Genomic DNA, 25,907 nt, shown 5'->3' on the forward strand with positions numbered 1-25,907 from the left:
ATTGAATACTTAAGAACCAAAGATAAAGCTTAGCAGACTTAAGTCTTAATACACTTTAACTTTCAAATTTAACACTATTAGGCAGGTTTATTGGTCGAGAAATAAAAAGGCCGCCTAATTAGGCGGCCTTTTAAACCTAGGTTATTCTTTTTCCGAAACCTCGTCGGGTTTACCAGGGCTGAATATTTTTTCCACCATAACGTAGAACATAGGCACGAATAAGATGGCAATAAATGTTGCAGCTAACATACCGCCCATTACCGCAATACCTATGGCATTTTGCGAGGCAGCACCTGCACCGCTGGCTATGGCAAGTGGTGTTACACCTAAAATAAATGCCATTGAGGTCATCAAAATAGGCCTAAAACGCTGCGCTGCGGCCGTGGATACTGCTTCCATTAGAGGAACTCCTTCTTCCACTTGCGCCTTTGCAAATTCAACAATCAAAATAGCATTTTTAGATGCTAATCCTACTGTGGTTAAGAAGGCTACCTGCAGGTACACGTCGTTAGGTAAACCAAACAGGTAGGCCGCTGTCACTGAGCCGAGAATACCCAATGGCACAACTAAAATCACCGAAAATGGGACAGCCCAACTCTCATAAAGAGCCGCTAGACACAAGAAAACCACCATTATCGAAATAGCGTATAATAATGGCGCCTGAGACCCAGCCTGTTTCTCTTCATAAGATAATCCCGACCATTCAATGCCAAATCCAGGCGGTAATTGACCAACGAGTTTGACCATTTCATCCATGGCTTCCCCACTGGAAATACCAGGAGCTGGACTACCTTGAATGTTAACCGATGGCAAACCGTTGAAACGTTCTAACCGAGGCGAGCCATAAGTCCATTCAGTGGTAGAAAAGGCACTAAAGGCTACCATTTCGCCTTGATTGTTACGCACGTACCATTTATCCAAGTCATCTGGTGTCATACGGTGAGCTGCATCGGCTTGCAGATAAACGCGCTTGATACGCCCTCGATCGATAAAGTCGTTCACATAGCTGGAACCCCAAGCAATCTGTAAAGAGGCGTTAATTTCGCTCAATGACACTCCTAAAGCTGAAGCCTTTTCACTATCGATATTCACTTTGAATTGCGGCACATCTGACAAACCATTTGGCCGAACACCCGCTAGCTTAGGATTTTGTGCAGCCATGCCTAATAACTGATTACGCGCATTCATTAGGGCTTGGTGTCCATTACCAGCGCGGTCTACAAGTTGTAAATCAAATCCAGTAGCATTACCTAATTCCATAATTGGAGGCGGTAAAATAGGGAATGCGGTAGCATCTTGTAGTTGCATTAAAGCGCCAAAGGCTTGATTCACTATAGCGCCAGCCGACTGATTTTCATCTTCGCGATCAGACCAATCTTTAAGATTTAAGAACGCCATACCTGCATTTTGTGCAGATCCCGAAAAGCTGAATCCGACCACAGCAAACATACCGTTAACTGCTTCGCCTTGTTGATCTAAAAAGAAATCTTCCACTTGCTTAACAGACTCTAAGGTTCTAGTCGCAGTCGACCCTGGCGGCGTATTGATTAGTACAAACAATCGCCCTTGGTCTTCGTTTGGCAAGAAAGAACCCGGAAGCTGACTGAAGATCATGACCAAGCCACCTACTAGCAAGCCATAAACTACCAGATAACGTTTGAATCTAGCCGCCATGTGAGATGAGGTTTTCTCGTAGCGATCACGACCGCGATTAAATAAACGATTGAATCCTCCGAAAAAGCCCTTGTTCTTATCGTGATCAGGCGCATGCTTTTTCAATAAGGTGGCACACAATGAAGGCGATAGTACAATTGCCACTAACACTGAGAAGGTCATTGCTGACACTATAGTGATGGAGAACTGGCGATAAATTCCACCGGCAGATCCACTAAAGAATGCCATAGGAACGAATACGGTAGATAACACCACAGCGATACCAATCAAGGCACCTGTAATTTGCGTCATGGATTTCTTGGTCGCTTCAACAGGAGACAACCCTTCTTCTTCCATAATACGTTCAACGTTCTCAACTACTACAATGGCATCATCCACCAACAAACCTATTGCCAATACCATGGCAAACATAGTCAGCACATTGATACTAAAACCAAACGCATAAAGCACACCGAAGGTACCTAATAACACCACCGGAACTGCTATGGTAGGAATTAAGGTCGCACGCCAGTTTTGTAGGAACAATAACATTACCAAGAACACTAGCACCACGGCTTCCACTAAGGTGTAAACCACTGATTCTATGGATAATTCAATAAATGGGGAGCTATCGAGTGGATATATTAGTTTAACGTCGTCAGGCAAATTAGCGCTAAGCTCTTCTACTTTGGCTTTTACCGCTTCAATTGTTTCTAATGCGTTTGCACCAGAAGCCAAACTAACTGCCATACCTGATGCTGGGTAACGGCTATAACGTACAATTACATCATAGGATTCAGCGCCTAACTCAACTCGAGCAATGTCTCTTACTCTTACTTGAGAACCATCGGTGTTAACCCGCAATACAATATTCTCAAAATCTTTAACCGTTTGTAGCCTTGATTGCGCTTGAATAGTGGCATTAATTTGCTGACCTTGAATAGACGGCAAGCCACCAAGTTGTCCAGCAGAAACGTCAGTATTTTGGGTTTGAACGGCGTTTTGAACATCTAAGGGCGTTAGATTAAAACTATATAATTTGTTTGGATCTAACCAAATACGCATTGAACGCTGGGCGCCGAATACGCGCACATTACCAACACCATTTACTCGAGAAATAGGGTCGCGATATTGAGAAATCAGCATGTCACTAAGTGCATATTGGTCATAGGCTTCATTTTTAGAATAAAAGCCAACCACCAAGGCAAACGAATCATTCGATTTAGTAACTGTTACCCCTTGTTGTTGCACAGATTGGGGCAACAAAGGCAAAGCGCGTTGCACTTTATTCTGCGTTTGTACCTGAGCGATATCCGGGTCGGTGCCTGGCGCAAAGGTCAAGTTCACAGACATGGTGCCGTTTGAGCTACTCGCTGAGAAATAACGTAAATTATCGATACCTGACAAATTCTGCTCAATAATTTGCGTCACTGAGTTCTCAATGGTTTCAGCAGAAGCACCAGGATAAGTTGCGGAAATAGCCACCGAAGGTGGAGCTACTTTTGGATATTGTTCAATTGGCAACGAATATATTGCCAATGCGCCCGTCATCATAGTAATTATTGCGAGCACCCAAGCAAAAACAGGACGGTCAATAAAAAATCTAGCCATATTCTAAAAAGTCCTATTTATTATCGTTGAGCTGTAAGTACTTTGTCTTCAGAGTTGCGCTGCCAAGCGATAGGCGTTACCGTCATACCTTCACTGGTTTTTTGGTATCCAGTCACTATTACGCGGTCCCCCTCATTTAGGCCTCCCTCCACCACGTATTGGTCTTTATAGGTTCGGCTTGATTTTAAGGTGCGACCTTCTACTTGGTCACTGCTATTAACGACAAATACTTTTAATGAGCCGTCAGGCTGGCGCGTGGTCGCTCGTTGTGGGACTAATAACTCAGGCGATGTATCCAAAACCACATGTGCTTTTACAAATAAGCCGGGCATTAACAAGCTTTCTGGATTTGGAATTTCGGCACGCAAAGTAACCGAGCCCGTTGTTTGATCTACTGTCACTTCTGAGAATTTTAACTTACCCGTTTGATTAAATACTTCACCTGTCACTTCATCAAGGGTTAACTTAACCGGTAACTCTTTCTCTTTGCTTAACTGTCTACGAATATCCAGAATGGCGCTCCCAGACTCCTGCATATCAACAAAAATAGGGTGAAGCTGTGTAATCGTTGCTAATTGCTGACTCTGGTTAGCGTTAACTAAAGCACCTTCTGTAACGAAAGAGCGGCTAATTTGACCGCTGATTGGCGCATACATCTTGGTATAGTTTAGGTTAACTCTTGCTAATTCTACTGCAGCTTCAGCAACACTTATTGCTGCTACCGCTTGTTCACGTTGGGCTTTAACGTCATCAAATTCTTGTTGGCTAATGGCGTTTTTCTTAATCAAATCTTGATAGCGAGTTAATCGCGCATCTAACGTATTTAAATTAGCTTGCGCACTTTTGACATCAGCAACAGCAGCATTCAGCTGCGCTTTATATCTAGCATCATCGATTTGATACAATTGCTCACCTTGCTCAACATGCGCACCTTCTTCAAACAAGCGTTTTGTGATGACACCATCTACTTGAGGACGTACTTGTGACTGTCGGTAAGGTGTAATACGGCCCGGAAGGGCTACTTCATTTGCAATTAATTGCGTTTCTAATGAAATCACAGATACTTTTGGTGGTGGCATTCCTTGAGCACCCATTGCTGCGTTTTCTTCGCCTTGGCCAGAACATCCTGCTGCCAATGCAATTACTGCAAACATGAAGGATAACTTAAGTTTTTGTTTCATATAAATTTTCTCGAACTCTGAAGTGTCTGTAATTTTTTAACCTTAGTAAATAATAAATTTACAGGTTAGACAAATAATAAACTTAGTAGTAATATACATACATGTATGTATGTTGTCAAAGAAAAAGGTACTTATGCGTCGCACAAAATTAGAAGCAGAAGAAACCCGAGTCGCTATATTAAACGCTGCAATTGACGTTTTTATTGCAGAAGGTGTCGCTAGAGCGTCATTAGATAAAATTGCGAAAGCCGCAGATGTAACACGTGGTGCAATTTACTGGCATTTTTCGAACAAAATAGAAATCTTCGATGCCCTGCATGAACAACTGCATAAACCTTTTATTGAACGTGTTCTAGAAGGTTTAGAACTCTCTCATGACGATCCAGCTGATCAACTGCTTTCCATATGTACTGATATACTTACCGAATTGGATCAAGATGAGCAAAAACGAAAATTGCTGACGTTGTTTTTGCTCAAATGTGACTATTCGGGAGATTTTCAACTAAGTAAAGAAAAGTTCTTATTAAGCAAACAAAAAACTATTAGTACCTTTGCCACTTATTTTGAAAAAGCTTCCGCTAAAGGAAATTTATCTACAACTGTTGACCCTCGTTTGTTAGGTATTGCATTGCAGAGTTTTATCCGCGGAATTGTTATGGAATACCTAGAAGCGCCAAGCGGAGTTGATATTGCTAAAGACGGTAAGGCCCTACTAAAATTACTTTTTGCTGGGATCAAAGCCGAATAATCAAGAGCGAATGTCAGCTTTTTTATCAGATCACATGGTCAGACCTCATACCTTTGCAAGGTAAATTTCCAATCTATTGTTTTTATTGTGTATTTCAATTTGGGCTCAATAATTGCAACTGCATATTTTAGACATGGGCTAGTTTGTGGCTGCCCTCTTTATTGTCTTATTACGTTCAGATTTACCTTAATAAATCCGATACCTATTTAGCAGTAACATCAGTAAAGGATAAAACCATGTGTTTAAAAACACTAAAAAGCGCGCTCTTGCTTTGCACCTTAGCGATAAGCTCACATTCAATTAGCTCTCCATTGAGCGAATACAACCTAATCTTATCCGGTGACTATGTTTATCATGGTGGTGAAGTTGAAGGTGCTTCATTTATTGGTGGTGAATTAGTTGCTTATGGTCATTCTCCCACCTTTGGCACGCGAGATATTCCTATCGCCAATAGTCTTTCAGTTGTAGGCGACATAAATGCGGCAAATTTAAATATCAACAGAGGTAATCTTACCTATGGAAGTGCGCTCAATGTTGGCAATGTAAATATGAACAGTGGTGGTAGCGTTTCTCATGATAATGATCTGAGCATTGATGGTCTAGTAGCAGACCTTCTAACTCAAAGCTCATATTTAGCTGGACTTACAAGTAATGGCGTTTTTAATGCTGGCTATTTAACTTACACAGGTTCTGATGAACTAGCGATATTTGAAGTCAATTTTGATCAAGTGTTTGCCCAAAACACTACTTTAAAATTAGCCTATGGTAATGCCTCAACTGTGGTGATTAACGTGCATGGAGAAAACGTTAATGTTGCGGGTGGCGTAAATATTACTGATGGTTTCAGAAATTTAGGCGCTAATAATATTATCTGGAACTTTGCTGATGCTTCCTCTATTAATTTCAATAGTATTTGTATGTACGGCGCGGTATTAGCTATAAACGCGGAACTCAGCGGCGGGTGTGTATTCGATGGTGGTGTGGCAGCAAAATCTTATGAAGGCTCTGCAGAGTTTCATCAGTTTTTAACCAGTACGCCCCCTCCTACATCAAATATCGAAGTCAGCTCACCTACCATGTCGATACTCATTTTGAGTTTATTTGCCGGCATATTAATCCGCCGCAGATTTGCTTAATATGTGAATTGAGTTCTAATTTCATGTTCCGCTAGTTAAGCAAGCCGTTTACTTTACGTAAATTTATAAAGCCCTCTATTTGAATTGAGGGCTTTGGCTTTATTTTTATACATCTCAAGTTAACTTTATGTGTAGGATTTGGTCGAATGATTCCACGTATATTGCCTGTCATAGGGTACATCTAACAGATGGGCCTATCTTTCACATCTACTTAATACCGCTCCGAGAGACTCGGATAGAATGATGGGGTACTACACAATTCAATTATTGATTCATGCGGCTGACAATCCGCTGTGCAAGGTCAGCAATTCGTACGTTCTGTTCCATTGCGGTAGACCTTAATTCTTTGAATGCTTGTTGTTCGGTAATCTTCATATGCTGCATTAACAGAAGCTTAGCTCTATCTATTACTTTTTGTTCGCTTAGAGCTTCCTTTGCAGCTGCTAACTCGTTCGACATGTCCTGAATATGCTGTGCTTGTCCTCGAATAAGATCGTAAAATGACTTATGCACTGACATGTTGCCCGTTTCAGTGATTGTATTTTGATTAACATCGACTCCGTGTAATCCTCTTACTGTCGTATCAAATAGCATAGTTACCGGCGCATCATTATGAGGAGCGCTATTGTTCAATGAATCGAGTAAAAGCTTATGATTACGTAGTTCTTCTTCTGCTTGTTTGATACGTTCATTCGCTTGCTCTGTTAGCCGCTCAGTTAGGTGTTCCTCAATTTTTTGCATGGCATCAATGCGCTTAGTAGCAATGTCGTACCACACCTCGCTAAGCTCTTGGGAACATGCCTGACCTGATGCCAACCCACAAATCATATGTCTGAGTTGACTAATTTGTGCTGATATCTCATTTTTTTGTTGAATATCCCACATCGATAACTCTTCACTGTCTGCAAATTTAATGAAAGTTTCAAAACAGTGGGTTTGGGATTCTGTCAGTGAGCTTATACGCTCACAAAGATCGGAATCGAAGTGGCTTTCTGAAAAGCCAATGGCACCCCATGCCCGCTCTTGCCCTGCAAATTCTTTACCTTGCATAAAATTAAATAACGCAACGAGTAAGCGGGTGATTTTTGGATCGCTGGCAACATCAGCCGCTTCAAATATTACATCAAGTAAGCCCGCAATTAATCGACAATAGGCATTTGTTGACTCTAGTGGTGACAGTTGCTGTTGGTGTATTTTCTCGCGTAAATTAGGTAGATGATCCATGCCCTGTAATGCAAATGTGATGCTACCCAGTAGCCGCATCGATTGTCCGTTGTCCATTCGGCCCAAATAAAGAGATTTTAATAGGCTACGTAGATGTTGTTCGCTTTCTTCACTAGCGATTATTTGTTTAAGACGGTTTTCGGCAAATAGTTCAGCTTTTGATCCTAAATAGACGTTGCTAATTCCCCTTTCTTTTTGCAACTGGTGGATAATATCTTTTACGGCCTTTACGGTTTTACAATTGAGTGATAAATGATGTAGCGCCTGTATCTCCTGATGTTTAGCAGAGAGTAAAAAGCGTTTTGTAATATCACTATGTGTGTTCATAAATAGATCCACTCAATTGGAATCTTGGTGCCTAAAAAAACTAAAGCAAATGTTATTCCTATTTTGAGAGCAATGCTGTTTCGTGTTATTTACTGTGCATTTAGCGTAAATTCGGCGTTTTTACGTATTATTTTTAGCATTTTTGACAATGGACACCCAACAAAAGAGTGCGGTTACGCACCGATATTGGGATGTCTTGACCTATTTTAGCGCAGAAATGTGACGACTATAGTTATTAGATTATGTCTGATACTTCCGGTTTCTGAAGTTAACTAATTGAATTTGTTTAACATGTGGTTTAACTGATGGTTTTGGCACTGTTTTTGTATAATGAAAATCAGCAAACCTTGTTTAGGTTAACAAATTTTTTTTCGGATAAAGACGTCCGCACACTCTCCAAAAGGAGCGGTTGCGGGCGTTTTTTTTTGCCTTAAAAAATAGCCAAAGTGTTTGTGGGCTTTCGTTTAATTATTAAGTTAGGGGACTAAAATGGCTTATTTACTTCCTTCAGAATTTGCGACCAAAATGGTCGATGCTGGTGAATCTAAAATTTATATGTCAACGCGTGATACTTTGATCCGCGCGTATATGGCTGGTGCCATTTTGGCATTGGCAGCAGTTTTCGCGGTCTTTGTTGCCGTACAAACTGGTGTATTCTTAATCGGCGCAATTTTATTCCCGGTTGGCTTTTGTATGCTATACCTAATGGGATTCGACTTGTTAACCGGTGTTTTTGTATTAGCGCCATTGGCTTGGTTAGCTAAGCGCCCAGGGGTGACTTGGCCACAAATTCTTCGCAACTGGGGACTGGTATTTCTAGGTAATTTCGCTGGCGCATTGACTGTCGCATTTATGATGTCATTCATCTTTACTATGGGTTACAACACTGATGGTGGCGCAATTGCAGCTAAAGTAGCAAGTATTGGTGAAGCCAGAACCGTTGGTTATGCTGAATATGGCGTAGCAGGTTGGATTACCATTTTCATCCGCGGCATGTTGTGTAACTGGATGGTCTCTATGGGTGTTGTCGGTGCTATGATTTCAACTCATGTGAGTGGTAAAGTTTTGGCTATGTGGATGCCAATTATGCTGTTCTTCTTCATGGGCTTTGAACATTCAGTAGTAAACATGTTCTTGTTCCCCTTCGGTTTGATCATGGGCGGTGATTTTTCAATCATGGATTATTTCATTTGGAATGAAATTCCAACTGCACTGGGTAACTTAGTAGGTGGTCTATTGTTTACTGGTTTAACGCTATACACTACTCACGTTCGCACTGCACCAAAACGCACGTTAACTAAAGGTGGTTCTGTAGACCCAGTATTAGCTTCTAAGGTTAGCGATAAAGTTTAAATTATATGCTCAAATGTCGTCAGGGATCTTTTTCCTCTAAAGGCGCAAAATCAATAAATCAGGACTGTCTAAAGGTGACAGTGCCTGATTTATTTGATCTTGAACGCCGCGGAATTGTTGCTGCCATTGCGGATGGCATAAGCAGTAGCCAAGTAAGCCAATATGCTAGTCAAGATGCTGTTGCTAATTTTGTAAGTGACTATTTACTTACTAGTGACATTTGGTCGCCTCAGCGCGCAGCACAAAGAGTTCTCGAAACAATTAATACGCAACTTTATGTTAAAACCCAGCTTAGTCCCTATCAAGAAAATCCCAACAAAGGATATGTTTGCACTTTCAGTGCCTTAATTTTGTTCGGTCAACAAGCCGTCTTATTGCACTGCGGTGACAGTGCAATATACAGAATACGCCAAAATCAAGTCTCTCTTTGTACAAAAGCCCACAGACAACAAGGAGAGGATGGTAACTATTATTTAAGTAATGCCCTAGGGATTCGCCCAAATTTAAACGTTGATATTATAATCATGGACATTGAACCAGATGACTCCTTCGTGTTGATGACAGATGGTGTGTCTGAATTTCTTGAGCCGGATGATTGGCTAGCAATCTTCAATGATAATAAAGAAGACCTTGATTGCTGTTGTAGCATGATTGCACAAAAATGTTTAGATGCTGGCAGTGATGACAATATTAGTTTGGCCATTATCAATGTACTAAGTACTTCAGATCATTATCCAAACTACTCACCCGAGGGTTATTTGCCCTTTGTAAAGTCACTTGAATCCGGCACTTTATTGGATAACTGGCGTGTCATTCGTGAATTGCATCGCTCTGATCGAAGTCAGGTATTTTTAGCCCAACACATTGATGACGGTAAATCCGCGGTAATTAAAATCCCTGCTATCAGCATGCAAGCGAATTTACCTTATTTAGATGAATTCGCCAAAGAAGAGTGGTTAGCTAAAAAAATCAAGCATCCTCAAGTAATTCGTTGCAGTAATTTTACCTCTAGCCGTAGCAGATTCTATGTAATGTTGGAATATATTGAGGGTAAAAGTTTACGCCAATGGATAGATGACAATGGCCCAGCCTCACTGGAACAAGTCAGGGATTGGGCGACACAACTGACCAATGCCTTTACTGCAATTCATCGACGAGGTGTATTACATCAGGATATTCGTCCCGACAATATATTGATTGATGATGAGGGCATACTAACTATTATTGATCTGGGTGCAGCCAGTATATGTGGGCATAATTTTTTATCCAGCGATGAACAGTTGTTTATTCCTGGGGATTTACTTTTTGCTGCCCCGGAATACTTCATCGGCATCTGGCCCAATGAACAAGCGGATCAGTTTTCTCTAGCCGTGTTATTTTATTATCTACTGTCTGGAGAGTATCCGTTCAATACTAAGGTAGCGCGACAATCTAATTATCAAAATATGAATAAGTTACGCTATATCAGTTTGTTCGAAAGAAACATAAATGTGCCTGTATGGGTGGATTCATGTTTGAAAAGAGCCTGTCAGCCACGAGCGAATAAAAGATACCCGAGCTTGTCTGAATTTGTCTATGACTTACGCCATCCAAACCCAGCATATAGAGATAATTTACCATTGATTGAACGCCATCCAGTGAAATTTTGGCAGAGTGTTTCAGGTATATTGTTTGTACTTCTCATAATTGTGTTAATACACTACCAAAGTTAACAAATGCACCAAAAAAAGGATGCATTTGCTTGTTGTTGGTGCGAAAAAGCTTACTGCTTTACGCTCTTTATCCCTTATCTATTTGTTATTTAAAGCAAAATAGTATTGGCACATAACTTGTATTGAACTCAACACCGTTTTTTAGTTTCTCAAGCGAATTGAGAGTCTAAAACACAAACAATTTAGTAAAAGCTTAAATAGGCAACGAAGCCCACAACCTTAAAGGTTGTGGGTTTTTTTTTGCCTCAAAAATAGGTGAATAAAATGAATCATTCTTCGCAACAACACATTGTAGTGATCGGCAATGGCATGGTAGGCCATCACTTTGTTGAACAACTTGTAAACAGTGAATATAACTGCCGTATAACCGTGCTGAGCGGAGAAAGCCGTCTGGCATATGACAGAGTATATTTATCCTCTTATTTTTCAGGTAAAACCGCTGAAGATTTAGCTTTGACTGATGAAAAAACTTACCAAGACTGGGGAGTTGAAGCTGTTACTAATGCTTGGGTTACAGATATTGATCGTGACAGTAAAGTAGTTACTACCAAAGACGGCAATACTTATTCCTACGATAAATTAGTACTCGCCACTGGTTCTTATCCTTTTGTTCCACCAATTCCGGGTAATGACCAACCTCATTGTTTGGTCTATCGCACCATTGAGGATCTTGAAGCCATCAGCGCCTCTGCTCAACAAAGTAAAATTGGTGTAGTCGTCGGCGGTGGGTTGTTAGGCTTAGAAGCGGCAAATGCACTTAAACAAGCGGGTTTAGAAACTCACGTGGTGGAGTTCGCCCCACAATTGATGGCCGTGCAACTTGACCCTATGGGCGGTGATTTATTAAAGCAAAAAATTGAAGCTTTAGGGGTAACAGTACACACCCAAAAAGCAACTGAAGTGATCGAAAAAGGTCAACATAGCCGTTACCGCATGAAATTTGCTGATGGTTCACACTTAGAAACCGACTTGGTCTTATTTTCTGCGGGTATTCGTCCAAGTGACCAATTAGCAAAAGAATTTGGTCTTGTGATTGGCGAGCGCGGCGGCATAGTCATAGACAACCAATGTAAAACATCTGACAACGATATTTACGCTATTGGTGAATGCGCACTATGGGAAAAACGTATTTATGGATTAGTGGCACCTGGTTACGCTATGGCCCGCGCTGCTGTGGCAGATATATCCGGTAACGAAGGCGCTTTTACCGGTGCAGATATGAGTACCAAACTTAAACTCATGGGAGTTGAAGTAGGTTCAATTGGTGATGCCCACGTCCGTACTCCAGGGGCTCAAGTGTATACCTATCACGATCAACCTGCAGGCGTTTATAAAAAGCTAGTTGTAGATGCAAATCGCTCATTGGTACTTGGAGCGGTATTAATCGGTGATACCAGCGATTACGATACATTATTGCAGTATTCGTTAAATGGCATCGCGCTTCCTGAAAGTCCTCAAGCGCTCATATTGCCCTCTTCTGGCGACGCACCTTTATTGGGTGCAGATGCTCTAGGCGACACTGCCACTATTTGTTCATGCCACAATGTTTCCAAAGGTGACATTGTGGGTGCCATCGACGGCGGTTGTTGCTCTTTAGGCGATGTAAAATCCTCCACTAAAGCGAGCACGGGTTGTGGTGGTTGTGCTGCTTTGTTGAAAAACATTGTCGATAGCGAATTGGAAAAACGTGGCGTAGAAGTTTCTAAAGCTATCTGTGAACATTTCGATTTTACTCGTCAAGAGCTATATCATTTAATTCAAGTTGGCGGCATCAAAAGCTTTGACGAGCTACTTGAAAAACATGGAACAGGGTTGGGTTGTGATATTTGTAAGCCAGCTGCTGGTTCTATCTTTGCGTCTGTTTGGAATGACTATGTTTTGGCTCGCCAGCATCAGCCGCTGCAAGACACCAACGACACCTATTTAGGTAATATGCAAAAAGACGGAACCTATTCCATTGTTCCGCGCGTTGCTGGTGGTGAGATCACACCTGATAAACTAATTTTATTGGGTGAAGTCGCTAAAAAATACAACTTATATACCAAGATCACTGGCGGACAACGTATTGATTTGTTTGGTGCACGCGTCGAACAACTACCCGCTATTTGGCAAGCCTTAGTTGAAGGTGGATTTGAAACAGGCCACGCCTATGCCAAAGCACTTAGAACAGTAAAATCTTGTGTCGGTAGCACTTGGTGTCGTTATGGCGTGCAAGATTCTGTTACCAAAGCCATTGATTTGGAAAACCGTTACAAAGGTTTAAGAGCGCCACACAAGATAAAATTTGCGGTTTCAGGCTGTACCCGCGAATGTGCCGAGGCTCAAGGCAAAGACATAGGTGTTATTGCTACCGAAAATGGCTGGAATCTATATGTCTGCGGAAACGGTGGTATGAAACCTCGTCACGCCGACTTATTCGCTACTGATTTAGATGATGAGACCTTGGTTAAATATATCGATAGAGTCCTAATGTTCTACGCAAAAACAGCGGACCGTTTACAACGCACCTCGGTGTGGATGGAAAATCTTGAAGGCGGTTTGGATTATCTAAAATCTGTAGTTATTGATGACGCTCTTGGTATTTGTGATGAACTAGAAGCACAAATGCAGCTCATTACTGATAGCTACCAATGTGAATGGAAAACGACTATTGAATCGCCAGAAGCATTAAAACGTTTCCGTCAGTTCGTTAACAGCGATGAAAAAGATAGCAACATTCAGTTTGTATCTGAAAGAGAACAAATTCGTCCAGCTACCAATGCTGAAAAATATGCTGCTGGAAAAGCAATTCCAGTAGCTATTGTTTAGGAGAAATTAAATGCTTACACAAGCCAACACTCAAAATATTCACGATATTTGTCATCTTGATGATTTGGTAATTAATAGCGGAGTTTGTGCCTTGGTTGACGGGATGCAAGTTGCAATTTTTACAGTATCTACTGGACAGGAAACACTCTATTTTGCCATTAGTAACTGGGACCCTATTGGTCAAGCCAACGTCTTGTATCGCGGTATTGTAGGTACGCTTAAAGAAAAAATTGTAGTCGCCTCTCCCCTCTATAAAGAGCACTATGATCTTGCGTCAGGAAATTGTATTGAACGTGATGACGTTAAAGTGCAAACCTTTCCTGTACATATTGAAAACGATCGTGTTTTGATTGAAATCTGAGGATACAACTGTGTACGCGGCGCTAACAAACCAATTGCCTATTACTGGACAACACAATGAAAGGCTGTTGCAAACGACCTGCCCTTATTGTGGTGTTGGTTGTGGCGTCGACGTAATTGCTGACAACAAAGAAGAATTTGGATTACGAGATTTAACTGGAAGTTCAGATCATCCAGCAAATTTTGGACGCTTGTGCATTAAAGGCACTCACTTGTTGGAAACCTTAAGTCCAGAAAAACGACTGTTAAATCCTACTGTTTTTGGAAAACAAGTAAGTTGGGATACAGCAATCTCTACTGTGGCTGAAAAAATATCGCATATCGTCAAGGAATACGGTCCAGAGGCTATGGCCATCTATGGTTCAGGTCAATTGTTGACTGAAGATTACTATGTTGCCAATAAGTTTATGAAAGGCTTTATTGGTAGCGCGAACATAGACACCAATTCTCGACTCTGTATGTCTTCAGCAGTGGTAGCTCATAAAAGAGCCTTTGGTGAGGACATTGTCCCCTGCAATTATGAAGATCTAGAGCACACTGATTTACTTATTTTAGTTGGTAGCAACGCGGCCTGGACGCACCCGGTTTTATTTCAACGAATGGAACGCGCTAAATTACGCAATCCGCAGATGAAAATAGTGGTCGTTGACCCTAGAGCAACAGACAGCACTAGTATCGCAGATTTACATCTTGGTTTAAAAGCAGGTTCAGATAGTGCGTTATTTTGTGGTTTATTACATTTCTTGCATGAAAATAATCATTTAGATTCGGATTTTATCCAAACTTCAACATCGGGATTCGAATCTGCTATTGAAGCTGCAGCACCATGGACACTGGAACAAGTAGCGCAAAGCTGTGATTTACCAATTCATACTATTCAAACGTTATATCAATGGTTTAGCCAACTTCCTCGGGTTGTAACCTTTTTTTCAATGGGAATTAATCAGTCCACCAGCGGCGTTGACAAGGGAAATGCGATTATTAATTGTCATTTAGCCACCGGTAAAATTGGTCGAGACGGATGTGGGCCGTTTTCTATCACTGGACAGCCTAATGCCATGGGAGGACGAGAAGTTGGCGGTTTATCTAACGTGCTTGCTGCACACATGGATATTGAAAATCCAGAGCATCACACAACAGTAAAACGATTTTGGCAAGCACCTAATTTAGTCAATCAGCCAGGTTTACGTGCCGTCGACATGTTTAAAGCGGTCGCTGAAGGAAAGGTAAAATGTATTTGGATAATGGCGACAAATCCAGTAGCCAGCATGCCCAACAGAGCTCTGATTGAAGCTGCGCTAAAAAAATGTGAATTGGTCATAGTATCAGAAACAGCCGCTACCAATGACACTTTGCAATTTGCCGACATCGCATTACCTGCAACCGGTTGGTCAGAAAAGAACGGCACAGTCACCAATTCTGAACGACGTATATCTCGTCAAAGAGGATTAGTCATTCCTACCGGACAAGCAAAGCATGATTGGGAAATAATATCTTTGGTTGCTCGCGCTATGGGGTTTGAAAAGGCATTTGATTACCAACATCCGGTTGATATTTTTACCGAACATTGCGCCTTAACCGCAGCGAATAACCATGGCAGTAGAGCTTTAGACTTAGGTTCGCTAGCAACCTTATCCCGCGGAGAATACGATAATCTGCGCCCGGTGCAATGGCCATTAAACAATCAACAGAGCAATAATGCTAGATTGTTCGCCAATGGCAAATTTTATACCCAAGACAAAAAAGCAAAATTCATTAGCATCACACCTAAATTACCTGAACAACAAACTAGCAGTGAGTACCCCTACATATTGAACACGGGGCGTATTCGTGACCAGTGGCACACAATGACGCGTACGGGAAATGCCCCAAGATTACTCAAACATTTGGACCGTCCTTGGTTAAGCATTCATCCCTTAGATGCTAAATCTGTTGGAATTAAAGAGGGCCAATTAGTAGCCCTATCTTCAGCTTGCAACCAAGAAATAAAGGTCGTATTGCCTGCAAAATTTGATAACGGCCAGCGAAAAGGTGAATGTTTTGCACCCTTTCACTGGTCTGCTACCTGGGGATCTCATTGTAAAGTGGGCGCTTTATTAACAGGTGCAAATGATCCGCTTTCTGGACAACCAGAGTTAAAACACGCGGCGGTAAATTTAACTCCAGTTTCTTATAACACCTATGGGAAATTATATGGAAACGCCACTTATTTAGCCGAAATTAAACGCAAATGCGACTACTGGTTAGATACCCCAACAATAGAGAACATGGGTTCTGATATTGCCGATAGTAGCGAGTTGATGACCTTTTGTGCTGATGTGATGTCATGTTTACCTACAGATACACAATGGACTAGTTATCAAAGTGCCAATAAGGCAACTATTGTGGTCACTAAACAAGACAAACTAGTGTTAGTTATCATGTTGTCTGACGCCTATGTAGACATCCCCATGGATTGGTTAGACAGTTTATATACCCAAGAGAAACAGCTAACACCTGAACAAATTAATGGTCTATTAGAACATCAAGCTGATGAAGCTTTTAGACTCGGTAAGTTGGTTTGTAGTTGTCATGGTGTTCGTGAGAAAACCATCACTGATGCCATAAATCAAGGCGTTGAAACAGTTGCAGGTCTTGGTAAAGCACTTAAGTGCGGCACTAACTGTGGTTCTTGCAAATCAGAACTCGCCAGCCTTATTAAATATACAAGCGCGAAAACGCCGCTTGCTTCCACTAAGGAAACCGAAAATGAATCTGTTATTTGATAAAATTGCTGCGCCATTTGTGCAAGGAGCTTTACGGTTACAGTCTATGTTTTCCGCTGGTTACCTTAGCAAGGTAATAGACAAGACTGAAGTTTCAGCTCGAATCGGAGAGGTATTTATCGTCGGTGCAGGGCCTGGCGATGCAGAGCTTTTAACCATGAAAGCTTATCGTTTATTACAAACAGCCGATGTTGTGCTGTTTGATTGGCTAGTAGATGAATCTGTGCTTAATTGTATTCCTCGTCATGTGGCCAGAGAGTTTGTTGGTAAACGTTGTGGTCAGCATAGCATGCCACAAGAAAAAATATGTGAACGCTTAGTATCTTTAGGGCTTGAAGGAAAACGTGTAGTACGATTAAAAGGCGGAGATCCCGCTATTTTTGCTCGCACTAGCGAAGAAACCACTGCTTTGCAGAAAGCGGGGATTCCGTTTGCAATAGTGCCTGGCATTACTGCGGCGTCTGGGGCCTCTGCTTATACAGGCATTCCATTGACTGATCGTCGTTGTGCAAAATCGGTGCGTTTAATAACAGCTCAATTTGAGAACCCGAAGAAACAAGCTGACTGGTCTGCTATTGCCAAAAGCTCCGTGCATGAAACTACGGTTGTATACATGGGATTAAAAAAACTCAAACAATTGTCTGAAAAATTAATGGATGCGGGCATCGACACTAGTATTCCTGTTGCGGTAATAGATAACGCGTGCTGTAATGATCAACAAGTTATCACAGGTTCTATCAGCGATATCAGTGAACGCGTTGCTTTAGCTACAATCAAGGGCCCTGCTTTAGTGGTTATTGGTCAAGTGGTAGCTTGTCGCCAAGCGGTATCCATAGATTTATTAGACTATTCGTATGAGAAATGTACCCTTTAGTGATTATATTAAGGCCATAGGTAAAGGTCAGAGAGGCGCTCGCCATCTGACCTTTGAAGAAGCTTATGATGCAATGTCACAACTTCTGGATGAAAAAATAGCGCCAGAACAGGCCGGCGCGTTTTTAATGTTATTAAGGATGCAAGAAGAATCTGTAGATGAATTAAAAGGCTTTATTCAAGCCTGTAGAGAACGTGTTTCCCCCCAACTTTCAGAATGTAAATTCAATCTTGATATCGGTTGTTATGCAGGCAAGCGACGCCAACTTCCTTGGTATTTATTAAGCGTTGCCTTGCTAGTACAAGCTGGCTATCGAATATGTTTGCATGGCGCCTCAGAACCTGGTTCTCAACGCTACTATGCCAGTCATGCTTTGCCCGCCTTAGGTTTACCTCTTGCTGATTCAATAGAAAAAGCTCAAAAAGACGTAGATCAATTTGGGGTTTGCTATCTAGATTTGGGCATTGCACTAAAACCACTAGATCGTATTATAAAAATGCGTGAATTATTCGGTTTGCGTTCTTGTGCCAATACCCTTGCTAGATTACTAAATCCTAGTAAGGCTCCCTTTGCTATTCAAGGGGTATACCACACGCATTTAGATGAAAGACATGCAGCAGTAAATCAAACATTTACAGATCAAGCTTCTCTAGTATTTCGTGGAGACGGTGGCGATCCAGAAATAAATCGTGATCGTGATACCCATCTATATTTTACTCGGTCAGGCACGATCGAGAAAATAAATCTGCCTGAGGCAAAAGGTTGGGCGTTAAAAGAACAAGGGTTCACTAGCGACACTATGCTCTCCGTTTGGCGAGGTAAATTCTCTCACGGATACGGCGAACAAGCTGTTATCGCTTCACTTTCCGGTTATCTGATGTTACTTGAAAACCTCAATATTGAGCAGGCAATTAGTAAAGCCGAGCAATACTGGCAGATGCGCAATAAAGAAGCGCTGCCATTCCATTAGGTTACTTTTTGTGCATCCGGTGCACTAGATTGGGCCATTTTCAAATAAAAGCCTTTTCACCCAAAATGTATCCTATTGTTTTTATTGATATTTTCAAGTTGGCACTAATTATGCCTTATGAAATTCATAGAAAATTAAAATTAGTTTGTTTCGCTGTTTGAGTTAATCATTAAGCGAAACATTTCGGCAACGAAGCCCACGTGTAATCGAAGAATTTCTTCGTAAGCACGTGGGTTTTTTTTTGGCTTAAGGAAAGTAAATGTTTTACACAAATTTCAAAAACAAAATGAAACTGGCAGTAAGCTCGGTAACAATCCTTGCTTCTGTAATGATGAGTTCAGCAACTGTTGCAAACGCTGAAGAGTTGGGATGGCCAGAAAAAGAAGAACTTAAATTCGGCTTTATTAAGCTCACTGACATGGCGCCATTAGCAATTGCTTATGAAAATGGCTACTTTGAAGATGAAGGTCTTTATGTGACTTTAGAAGCTCAAGCAAACTGGAAAGTATTGCTAGACCGCGTTATCGATGGGCAACTTGACGGCGCGCACATGCTTGCCGGTCAGCCTTTAGGCGCAACTATAGGCTATGGTACAAAAGCTCACATTATCACTGCTTTCAGCATGGATCTAAACGGTAACGGTATAACGGTTTCTAATAAAGTGTGGGAACAGATGAAACCCAATATTCCCCATGAAAATGGTAAGCCTGTGCATCCGATTAAAGCGAACTATTTAAAGCCTGTGGTAGATAGTTATCGCAGTGCGGGTAACCCTTTCAAAATGGGTATGGTATTCCCTGTTTCTACTCACAACTATGAACTGCGTTATTGGTTAGCGGCTGGTGGAATACATCCTGGATATTACGCTGGCGAATCTGATACTACAGGTATTATTGACGCTGAAGCACTATTATCGGTAACACCTCCTCCGCAGATGCCAGCAACCATGGAGCAAGGCACAATTTATGGTTACTGTGTGGGTGAACCTTGGAACCAACAAGCTGTGTTTAAAGGTATTGGTGTACCTGTCATCACCGACTATGAAATCTGGAAAAATAACCCAGAAAAAGTGTTTGGTGTTAGTAAATCTTGGGCTGAAGAAAATCCAAATACCCATATTCGTGTAGTAAAAGCTATGATTCGTGCCGCTATGTGGTTAGATGAAAACAATAACGCGAATCGTGGCAAAGCAGTAGAGATTCTTGCGAAAGCAAGTTATGTCGGCGCTGATGCAGAAGTTATCGCTAACAGCATGACAGGTACTTTTGAATACGAAAAAGGCGATAAGCGTGAAGTTCCTGATTTCAACGTTTTCTTCCGTTACAACGCGACCTACCCTTATTACAGTGATGCGATTTGGTATTTAACTCAAATGCGTCGTTGGGGACAAATTTCACAACCTAAGTCAGATGATTGGTTTATGAAAACAGCTAAAAGTGTTTATCGTCCGGATATCTACGCTGCAGCAGCCAAATCTCTTATCGCAGAAGGTAAAGCAAACGCCGAAGATTTCCCAGATTTTGATACCGAGACAGGATTCAAACCACCACAAAGTGAATTCATCGATGAAGTGGTATTCGACGGCACTAAACCAAACGAATACTTAAACAAATTTCCGATTGGGTTGAAGGGAGATACAGTTCTTTAACCTAATCTCTAACGAGAGATAAGATCATGAATAATTCGGCACAAGTAGTACGCTACACAGGTAAACTTCAAGGAAAAAGTATGATTTCAAGCATGCTAAATTCAGGACCTAAACTGATAATGCCTTTTATCGGAATTCTATTATTTCTTGGAATTTGGAGCGGCGTTGCAAAATCTATCGACACTTCGTTAGGTCAATTTCCTGGACCTACCCAAGTGTTTGAACAAGCGCTGACTTTGATTGATGAGCACAATCAACAACGGGAAAAAGCGGATGATTTTTATAGTCGTCAAGAAGAGCGCAATGCCGCACGTGTGGCAAAAGACCCAACTTATGTGCCGAAGATTCGTCCTTACACTGGAGCTCCTACCTTCTTTGATCAAATTTGGACAAGTTTATACACAGTAATGGTTGGCTTTTTCATTGCGAGCATAATAGCAGTACCTGTCGGGATTTTATGTGGTTTGAGTCGTTCTGCCTACGCAGCTATGAATCCGCTAATTCAAATATTTAAGCCAGTATCTCCTCTAGCATGGTTACCTCTAGTGACCATGGTAGTGAGTGCGGTTTATATCAGCGAAGATCCTATGTTTTCAAAGTCGTTTATTACATCGGCGTTTACGGTGTCTTTATGCTGCTTATGGCCTACGTTGATCAATACCGCAGTGGGTGTTTCTAATATTGATTCAGACTTGGTCAATGTAAGTAAAGTGTTGCGTTTAAAGCCGTTAAGCCATGTGCAAAAGATTGTGCTACCGGCCTCTATTCCAATGATTTTCACCGGGTTACGTTTGTCACTCGGCATCGGTTGGATGGTGTTGATCGCAGCTGAAATGCTTGCCCAAAACCCTGGACTTGGGAAATTTGTGTGGGATGAATTCCAAAATGGTTCATCTGAATCATTATCCCGCATCATGGTAGCGGTGATTACCATAGGTATCATTGGGTTCTTACTTGACCGTTTAATGTTAACCATCCAGCGTTATGTCAGCTGGGACAAAAACGCAGTATTGCGCTAAATGACCAACAAAAGGAATCTTATTATGCAACCTAAACATTTAGAACTTACTCAAGTTGGCATAGATTTCCCAACGCCAAAAGGGCCATTTAATGCCTTGACGGACGTTAATCTGAAAATCAAAAAAGGTGAGTTTATCTCCCTCATTGGTCATTCGGGGTGCGGAAAGTCTACTGTCTTAAACATTGTCGCTGGATTACATCAGGCTACTACTGGTGGTGTTATTTTGGATGGCGCTGAAGTTAAAGAACCGGGGCCAGAAAGAGCGGTAGTGTTTCAAAACCATTCTTTACTGCCGTGGTTGTCTGTGTATAAAAACGTCGAACTTGCAGTAAAGCAGACACAGAAAACTAAATCTAAACAAGAAGTGCGAGATTGGGTAACACACAACCTAGAGCTGGTTCATATGACCCATGCATTGGACAAATTGCCCTCTGAAATTTCAGGTGGTATGAAACAACGAGTTGGTATTGCTCGCGCCCTCGCCATGGAGCCCAAAGTGCTATTGATGGATGAGCCTTTTGGTGCGCTAGATGCTTTAACTCGCGCACATTTGCAAGATTCGCTAATGGAAATTCATGCTGACTTAGGCAATACCGTCATCATGATCACCCATGATGTGGACGAAGCGGTTTTACTTTCAGATCGCATAGTGATGATGACCAATGGACCTTCAGCCACCATAGGTGAAATCTTAGATGTTGAACTGGAAAGGCCAAGAGATAGATTGTCATTGGCAGATAATCCCCAGTACAACCATTATCGACACGAAGTATTAACCTTCTTGTACGAAAAGCAAAAGAAGATTGAAACTGTAAGTTCTCATAAAGGTAAAACTGCATCCGTAAAGAAGAATAACGCAGCTTAATTAATCATTTAAAAACAGATAGTTAGCTTGGCACTTATGCACCAGGCCAGGATTTTTCACGCTAAATTTAGGAACAACACATGAAAACCTCACATTCATTAATAAAATTGACCTCTGTTGCAAGCTTAGTTGCCATGACTTTTGCACCTTCTGTACAAGCTGCGGAATGGTTTGATGCTTTATCAAAACTCAAAGCAAGTATTAACATGAACTTGCGTTACGAGTCGGTTTCACAAGATAATAGTTTGCAAGATGCTGACGCCTTAACATTACGCACCTTTGTTGGCATTGAGAGCGGTGAATACAAAGGCTTCTCATTTAATTTTGAAGCCGAAGACAGCCGCATTGTTTTGGGTCAAGGCGATTACACAGTAGGCCCTACAGGTTACAATGTGGGTGAATATTCTGTCATTGCTGATCCTGAAACTACCGAGCTTGACCAAGCTTATGTGCAATATCGCGGTAGTGATTACACAGTCAAAGTGGGCCGCCAAGTGATTACCTTGGATTCTCATCGATTTGTTGGTCATGTGGGATGGCGCCAAGATCGTCAAACCTTCGATGCGGTGTCAGTAAATTACAAAATCAATGACAAATTAAATGCATTTTATGCTTATATCGACCAACGTAATCGCATCTTTGCAGAAGCCGCAGATTTAGATGCCAAAGATCATTTATTGAACCTAAGCTACAGCACAGACTATGGCAAACTTACTGGCTATGCTTATTTGCTAGAAGTCGATAATAATACTGATAATGCGCTAGACACTTATGGTATCCGGTATTCTGGTGCTTACAAAGCGGATTTCGGAAAGCTGCTATACACGGCTGAATTTGCTCAACAATCATCTGAAACTGCAGCTGCGGATTTTGACGCTAGTTATTTATTCCTTGAGGGTGGAGTAGCCTTATCATTTGTCACGTTAAAACTTGGCTATGAAGTACTAGGTTCAGATGACGGAAACTTTGGATTTTCTACCCCATTGGCAACACTTCACAAATTCAATGGTTGGTCAGATCAATTCCTAGCAACCCCAACACAAGGGTTAAAAGATTTATCTGCAACAGTATCCGGTAAGCTAGCCGGCGGAAAATGGACAGCGGTTTATCACAAATTTGATGCTGATGAGAGCTCATCAACAGTTGATGATTTAGGAAGTGAAATAAATTTAGTCTACACAACAAAAGTTGCTGAACACTTTAATGTGGGGATTAAATACGCGAACTATTCTGCAGGTGACATTAAAGTAGATACTGATAAACTTTGGGTATGGGTATCTACTAAATTTTAATTTACGACAGACAATATGGATATTATTGAAAACATTCGGTTGCAGCTAACACAACCACCTCACTATAGCCTAGGTTTTATTTTAGCGGGTGGGCAGTCGCGACGAATGGGACAAGATAAATCTAAGGTTGTAGTCAATCAACACACAATGCTTGAAACAACTCAGGCATTGTGTGATGCCCTTCCCTTAAATGGTCATTTTATTTTAGGAGGTGAATCAGCTGATATAACTGAATCTTCGCCCAATAGCGGCCCTGCTAGTGCTATTTGCGAAATGCTGAGTTTTTTTGCCGACATCGATTTTGAAAAACTCCCCTCACTTTACGCACTAGTTATGCCAGTAGATATGCCTCTGCTTTCCGCTGAGTCTATTGAGTATTTAATATCCCAATATAAATTGTTAAACAAAGGGACTTTTTATTTAAATAATTACCTGCCGCTTGTAGTGCCGATAAATACTAAAACGATAACTGCCGCAGCTCGCTGCTTACAATTATCCGATTCTCCATCTGTTAAGTACTTGCTGGCAGAATTAGGTGCTCATTCCATTGAATTTAAAAATAGTACGTTCGAATTAATCAACGTTAACACTCCTGAAGACGCAGAAAAAGCAGGTAAATTTCGTTAGGACGAGTTTATTTTAACTTAATAATCTAGCTTGTGCTTGTAACTGTTAATACTCAAAATAATAGAAGCCATGATTCGTCGACTTTCTCTTACTATTTCATTGTGTAAATATCGGTCCAGCTATTAAACGCAACCCTAGGTACTAACGTGATATACTGGTCCTTAAGCAAGAGAATTGGTAAACAACATGGAAGATATAGAGCCTCAAAAGCAGACGGATCCCGAAGATCTTAAAAACTTATATTTATTCGATGAGATATTTAGATTTGCAAGAAATTCCACTGGTATCGCGCTTGCGATAAGTTATCTGCTGTTGGTACTGTCTAGTATGTGCTATTTGCATATTATGTATAGTCAATTGAACGTGAATATTCTGCAGCTCGTTACGTTCGAAGATATTTTGGCGACGCCAATTAAAAACCCAGACATCGTTATTGTCTTTTTACTTCTTCTTGTCATCTTCTATCTCGCCGATGTTGGTAACAGATATAGGGCTCGCACACTGGAAAAGTATTCAGGAGATAAACTTCCCTTTCGGTTTCGAATACTCATGTGGGTTCTATGGGCGCCGAAGAAGCGTAAAGACTACATGAAAACAACCCTATTTATCATAGCGATATCTCTGTTTGTCTATGTGTTTGTGTTTGCATCTCAAGAAGCAGAAAATATTCTTGACGGGGAAGGATCTATGGTTGAAATAAGCTTCCCAGACCAGCAAGAAAAATTACAAACAACTCTTTTAGGGACAACAAATAACTATGTAATTACCTTTGATACAGAAACTGGTAAGGCGACTGCTTTTTATATTCAAGGGATTAAATCTATTGAAAAACTGAGCATCAAAACAGTAGAAAAAGCCCCTGAAAAAATTGAGAAAACTCAAGACGAATCTGTCGTGGTTGAAAAAGAAAAAATCACCACACAATATAAATTACATGGTGATTTTTTGATATTGAACACGACGAATCACAGTGAGTTGAATCGTCATCCGTAGTGCGATTGTCCTTAAAAGTGCGCCAGCTGCTAACCATTGTGCTGACCAATGATTGACGAGACATAATGTCCTCTCGAATCGCTACATAAATATGTACCATCACAAAACAAGCGCTGTTATCGTGGTAACAGGTACAGGATGGTCAGCAATAGCCCGTAGCAACTTCCATGGATTTGAAAATGAGTTACTTGTCTTTCTAACAATTACAATATCTTTATCCTTATAACTTCCTTGGAACAAGACTACTCTGCATCCAGTATTTTGTTGTTTTCATATCTTAGGTGTGGCTCTTTGATTGAGTAACCATTATTAAGAGGTAAGTTATCAAGCCTCTTTTCGCCACTATAATCATTTACCTCACCATTACTAATATCGAACACGTATGCGTATTTAGTATTTAGTATTTAGTATTTTTATTAGAATATGCTAGATCCACAACTAATCCTTCTGCTCTCGCAACAACAGAAAATAGAAAATTGAAATAATATTAACGTTTTACACATACGCTTCCGAAATCCAACAATAACGTCCGCATTTGGGGCCGAAGAGTATGCGCAAAGCGCCGAAACGGAGGTCCCAGACCACGAAATGGCCGCTCAAGATGCGATTGTTATATTTTATAGGCACCCTTCGATAAACCCCACTGCCGGATAACTACCCAATTGTAGTGGCATAGTTAGTTTGGCCACCTAACAAGAGATGGTATGCTGTTTAGCATATCAGGATTAGGTGACAAAAA

General features: G+C 41.2%; 18 protein-coding genes and 2 pseudogenes. 17 read left to right on the top strand and 3 right to left on the bottom strand.

Going from position 1 to position 25,907, the window contains the following annotated elements:
- Positions 1–141: 141 nt before the first annotated feature.
- Positions 142–3,264 (bottom strand): efflux RND transporter permease subunit, encoded by a 3,123-nt coding sequence (locus ACNKW3_RS17505; protein ID WP_427400623.1) that lies wholly within the window; start codon positions 3,262–3,264, stop codon positions 142–144.
- Positions 3,265–3,284: 20 nt separating this feature from the next.
- Entirely contained in the window at positions 3,285–4,445 is a 1,161-nt protein-coding gene (locus ACNKW3_RS17510) for an efflux RND transporter periplasmic adaptor subunit (RefSeq protein WP_427400624.1), read from the bottom strand.
- A gap of 133 nt (positions 4,446–4,578) precedes the next feature.
- Here ACNKW3_RS17510 and ACNKW3_RS17515 point away from each other — a divergent pair, with 133 nt between their 5' ends.
- A complete protein-coding gene (locus tag ACNKW3_RS17515) occupies positions 4,579–5,193 on the top strand; it encodes a TetR family transcriptional regulator (protein WP_427400625.1) in 615 nt (204 codons plus the stop codon).
- A 236-nt stretch (positions 5,194–5,429) separates the two neighbouring features.
- Positions 5,430–6,329 (top strand): choice-of-anchor A family protein, encoded by a 900-nt coding sequence (locus tag ACNKW3_RS17520; RefSeq protein WP_427400626.1) that lies wholly within the window; start codon positions 5,430–5,432, stop codon positions 6,327–6,329.
- Between the two features lie 264 nt (positions 6,330–6,593).
- Here the strand turns inward: ACNKW3_RS17520 and ACNKW3_RS17525 are convergent, their stop codons facing one another.
- On the bottom strand, positions 6,594–7,880 hold the full coding sequence (locus ACNKW3_RS17525) for a nitrate- and nitrite sensing domain-containing protein (RefSeq protein WP_427400627.1): 1,287 nt from the start codon (positions 7,878–7,880) through the stop codon (positions 6,594–6,596).
- Positions 7,881–8,369: 489 nt separating this feature from the next.
- On the opposite strand from ACNKW3_RS17525, the gene ACNKW3_RS17530 reads away from it, so the two are divergent.
- From ACNKW3_RS17530 to ACNKW3_RS17600, 15 genes and pseudogenes are all read left to right on the top strand, one after another.
- On the top strand, positions 8,370–9,233 hold the full coding sequence (locus ACNKW3_RS17530; RefSeq protein ID WP_427400628.1) for a formate/nitrite transporter family protein: 864 nt from the start codon (positions 8,370–8,372) through the stop codon (positions 9,231–9,233).
- A 74-nt stretch (positions 9,234–9,307) separates the two neighbouring features.
- Positions 9,308–10,945 carry a protein kinase domain-containing protein gene (locus ACNKW3_RS17535; protein ID WP_427400629.1) on the top strand — a complete coding sequence of 546 codons (1,638 nt, stop codon included), beginning with the start codon at positions 9,308–9,310 and terminating at the stop codon, positions 10,943–10,945.
- Between the two features lie 264 nt (positions 10,946–11,209).
- On the top strand, positions 11,210–13,753 hold the full coding sequence (gene nirB / locus ACNKW3_RS17540; protein ID WP_427400630.1) for a nitrite reductase large subunit NirB: 2,544 nt from the start codon (positions 11,210–11,212) through the stop codon (positions 13,751–13,753).
- 10 nt (positions 13,754–13,763) lie between these two features.
- Positions 13,764–14,114: a nitrite reductase small subunit NirD gene (gene nirD, locus ACNKW3_RS17545; protein ID WP_427400631.1), complete on the top strand. Its 351-nt coding sequence runs from the start codon at positions 13,764–13,766 to the stop codon at positions 14,112–14,114.
- A 10-nt stretch (positions 14,115–14,124) separates the two neighbouring features.
- Positions 14,125–15,606: pseudogene (locus ACNKW3_RS17550) on the top strand (molybdopterin-dependent oxidoreductase); the annotation flags it as partial.
- A 324-nt stretch (positions 15,607–15,930) separates the two neighbouring features.
- A pseudogene (locus ACNKW3_RS17555) lies at positions 15,931–16,248 on the top strand (molybdopterin dinucleotide binding domain-containing protein); the annotation flags it as partial.
- 315 nt (positions 16,249–16,563) lie between these two features.
- A complete protein-coding gene (locus ACNKW3_RS17560; RefSeq protein ID WP_427400640.1) occupies positions 16,564–16,878 on the top strand; it encodes a (2Fe-2S)-binding protein in 315 nt (104 codons plus the stop codon).
- Positions 16,862–17,752: a uroporphyrinogen-III C-methyltransferase gene (gene cobA / locus ACNKW3_RS17565; protein WP_427400632.1), complete on the top strand. Its 891-nt coding sequence runs from the start codon at positions 16,862–16,864 to the stop codon at positions 17,750–17,752. Before ACNKW3_RS17560 ends, cobA begins: the two co-directional genes overlap by 17 nt.
- Positions 17,733–18,722, top strand: coding sequence for a glycosyl transferase family protein (locus ACNKW3_RS17570; protein ID WP_427400633.1), 990 nt, complete (start codon positions 17,733–17,735; stop codon positions 18,720–18,722). The genes cobA and ACNKW3_RS17570 overlap by 20 nt, the downstream gene beginning before the upstream one ends.
- Positions 18,723–19,050: 328 nt before the next feature.
- Positions 19,051–20,370, top strand: a complete 1,320-nt coding sequence (locus tag ACNKW3_RS17575; RefSeq protein WP_427400641.1) for a CmpA/NrtA family ABC transporter substrate-binding protein — start codon at positions 19,051–19,053, stop codon at positions 20,368–20,370.
- An 80-nt stretch (positions 20,371–20,450) separates the two neighbouring features.
- On the top strand, positions 20,451–21,389 hold the full coding sequence (locus ACNKW3_RS17580) for an ABC transporter permease (protein WP_427400642.1): 939 nt from the start codon (positions 20,451–20,453) through the stop codon (positions 21,387–21,389).
- Positions 21,390–21,413: 24 nt separating this feature from the next.
- Positions 21,414–22,256: an ABC transporter ATP-binding protein gene (locus ACNKW3_RS17585; protein WP_427400634.1), complete on the top strand. Its 843-nt coding sequence runs from the start codon at positions 21,414–21,416 to the stop codon at positions 22,254–22,256.
- Between the two features lie 80 nt (positions 22,257–22,336).
- Positions 22,337–23,548 carry an alginate export family protein gene (locus ACNKW3_RS17590; protein WP_427400635.1) on the top strand — a complete coding sequence of 404 codons (1,212 nt, stop codon included), beginning with the start codon at positions 22,337–22,339 and terminating at the stop codon, positions 23,546–23,548.
- A gap of 15 nt (positions 23,549–23,563) precedes the next feature.
- Complete coding sequence (mobA, locus tag ACNKW3_RS17595) at positions 23,564–24,175, top strand: molybdenum cofactor guanylyltransferase (RefSeq protein ID WP_427400636.1); 612 nt, start codon at positions 23,564–23,566, stop codon at positions 24,173–24,175.
- 186 nt (positions 24,176–24,361) lie between these two features.
- Positions 24,362–25,168: a hypothetical protein gene (locus ACNKW3_RS17600; RefSeq protein ID WP_427400637.1), complete on the top strand. Its 807-nt coding sequence runs from the start codon at positions 24,362–24,364 to the stop codon at positions 25,166–25,168.
- Positions 25,169–25,907: the final 739 nt, after the last annotated feature.

This window comes from Glaciecola sp. 1036 (genome assembly GCF_050306235.1).
Lineage (GTDB): Bacteria > Pseudomonadota > Gammaproteobacteria > Enterobacterales > Alteromonadaceae > Glaciecola.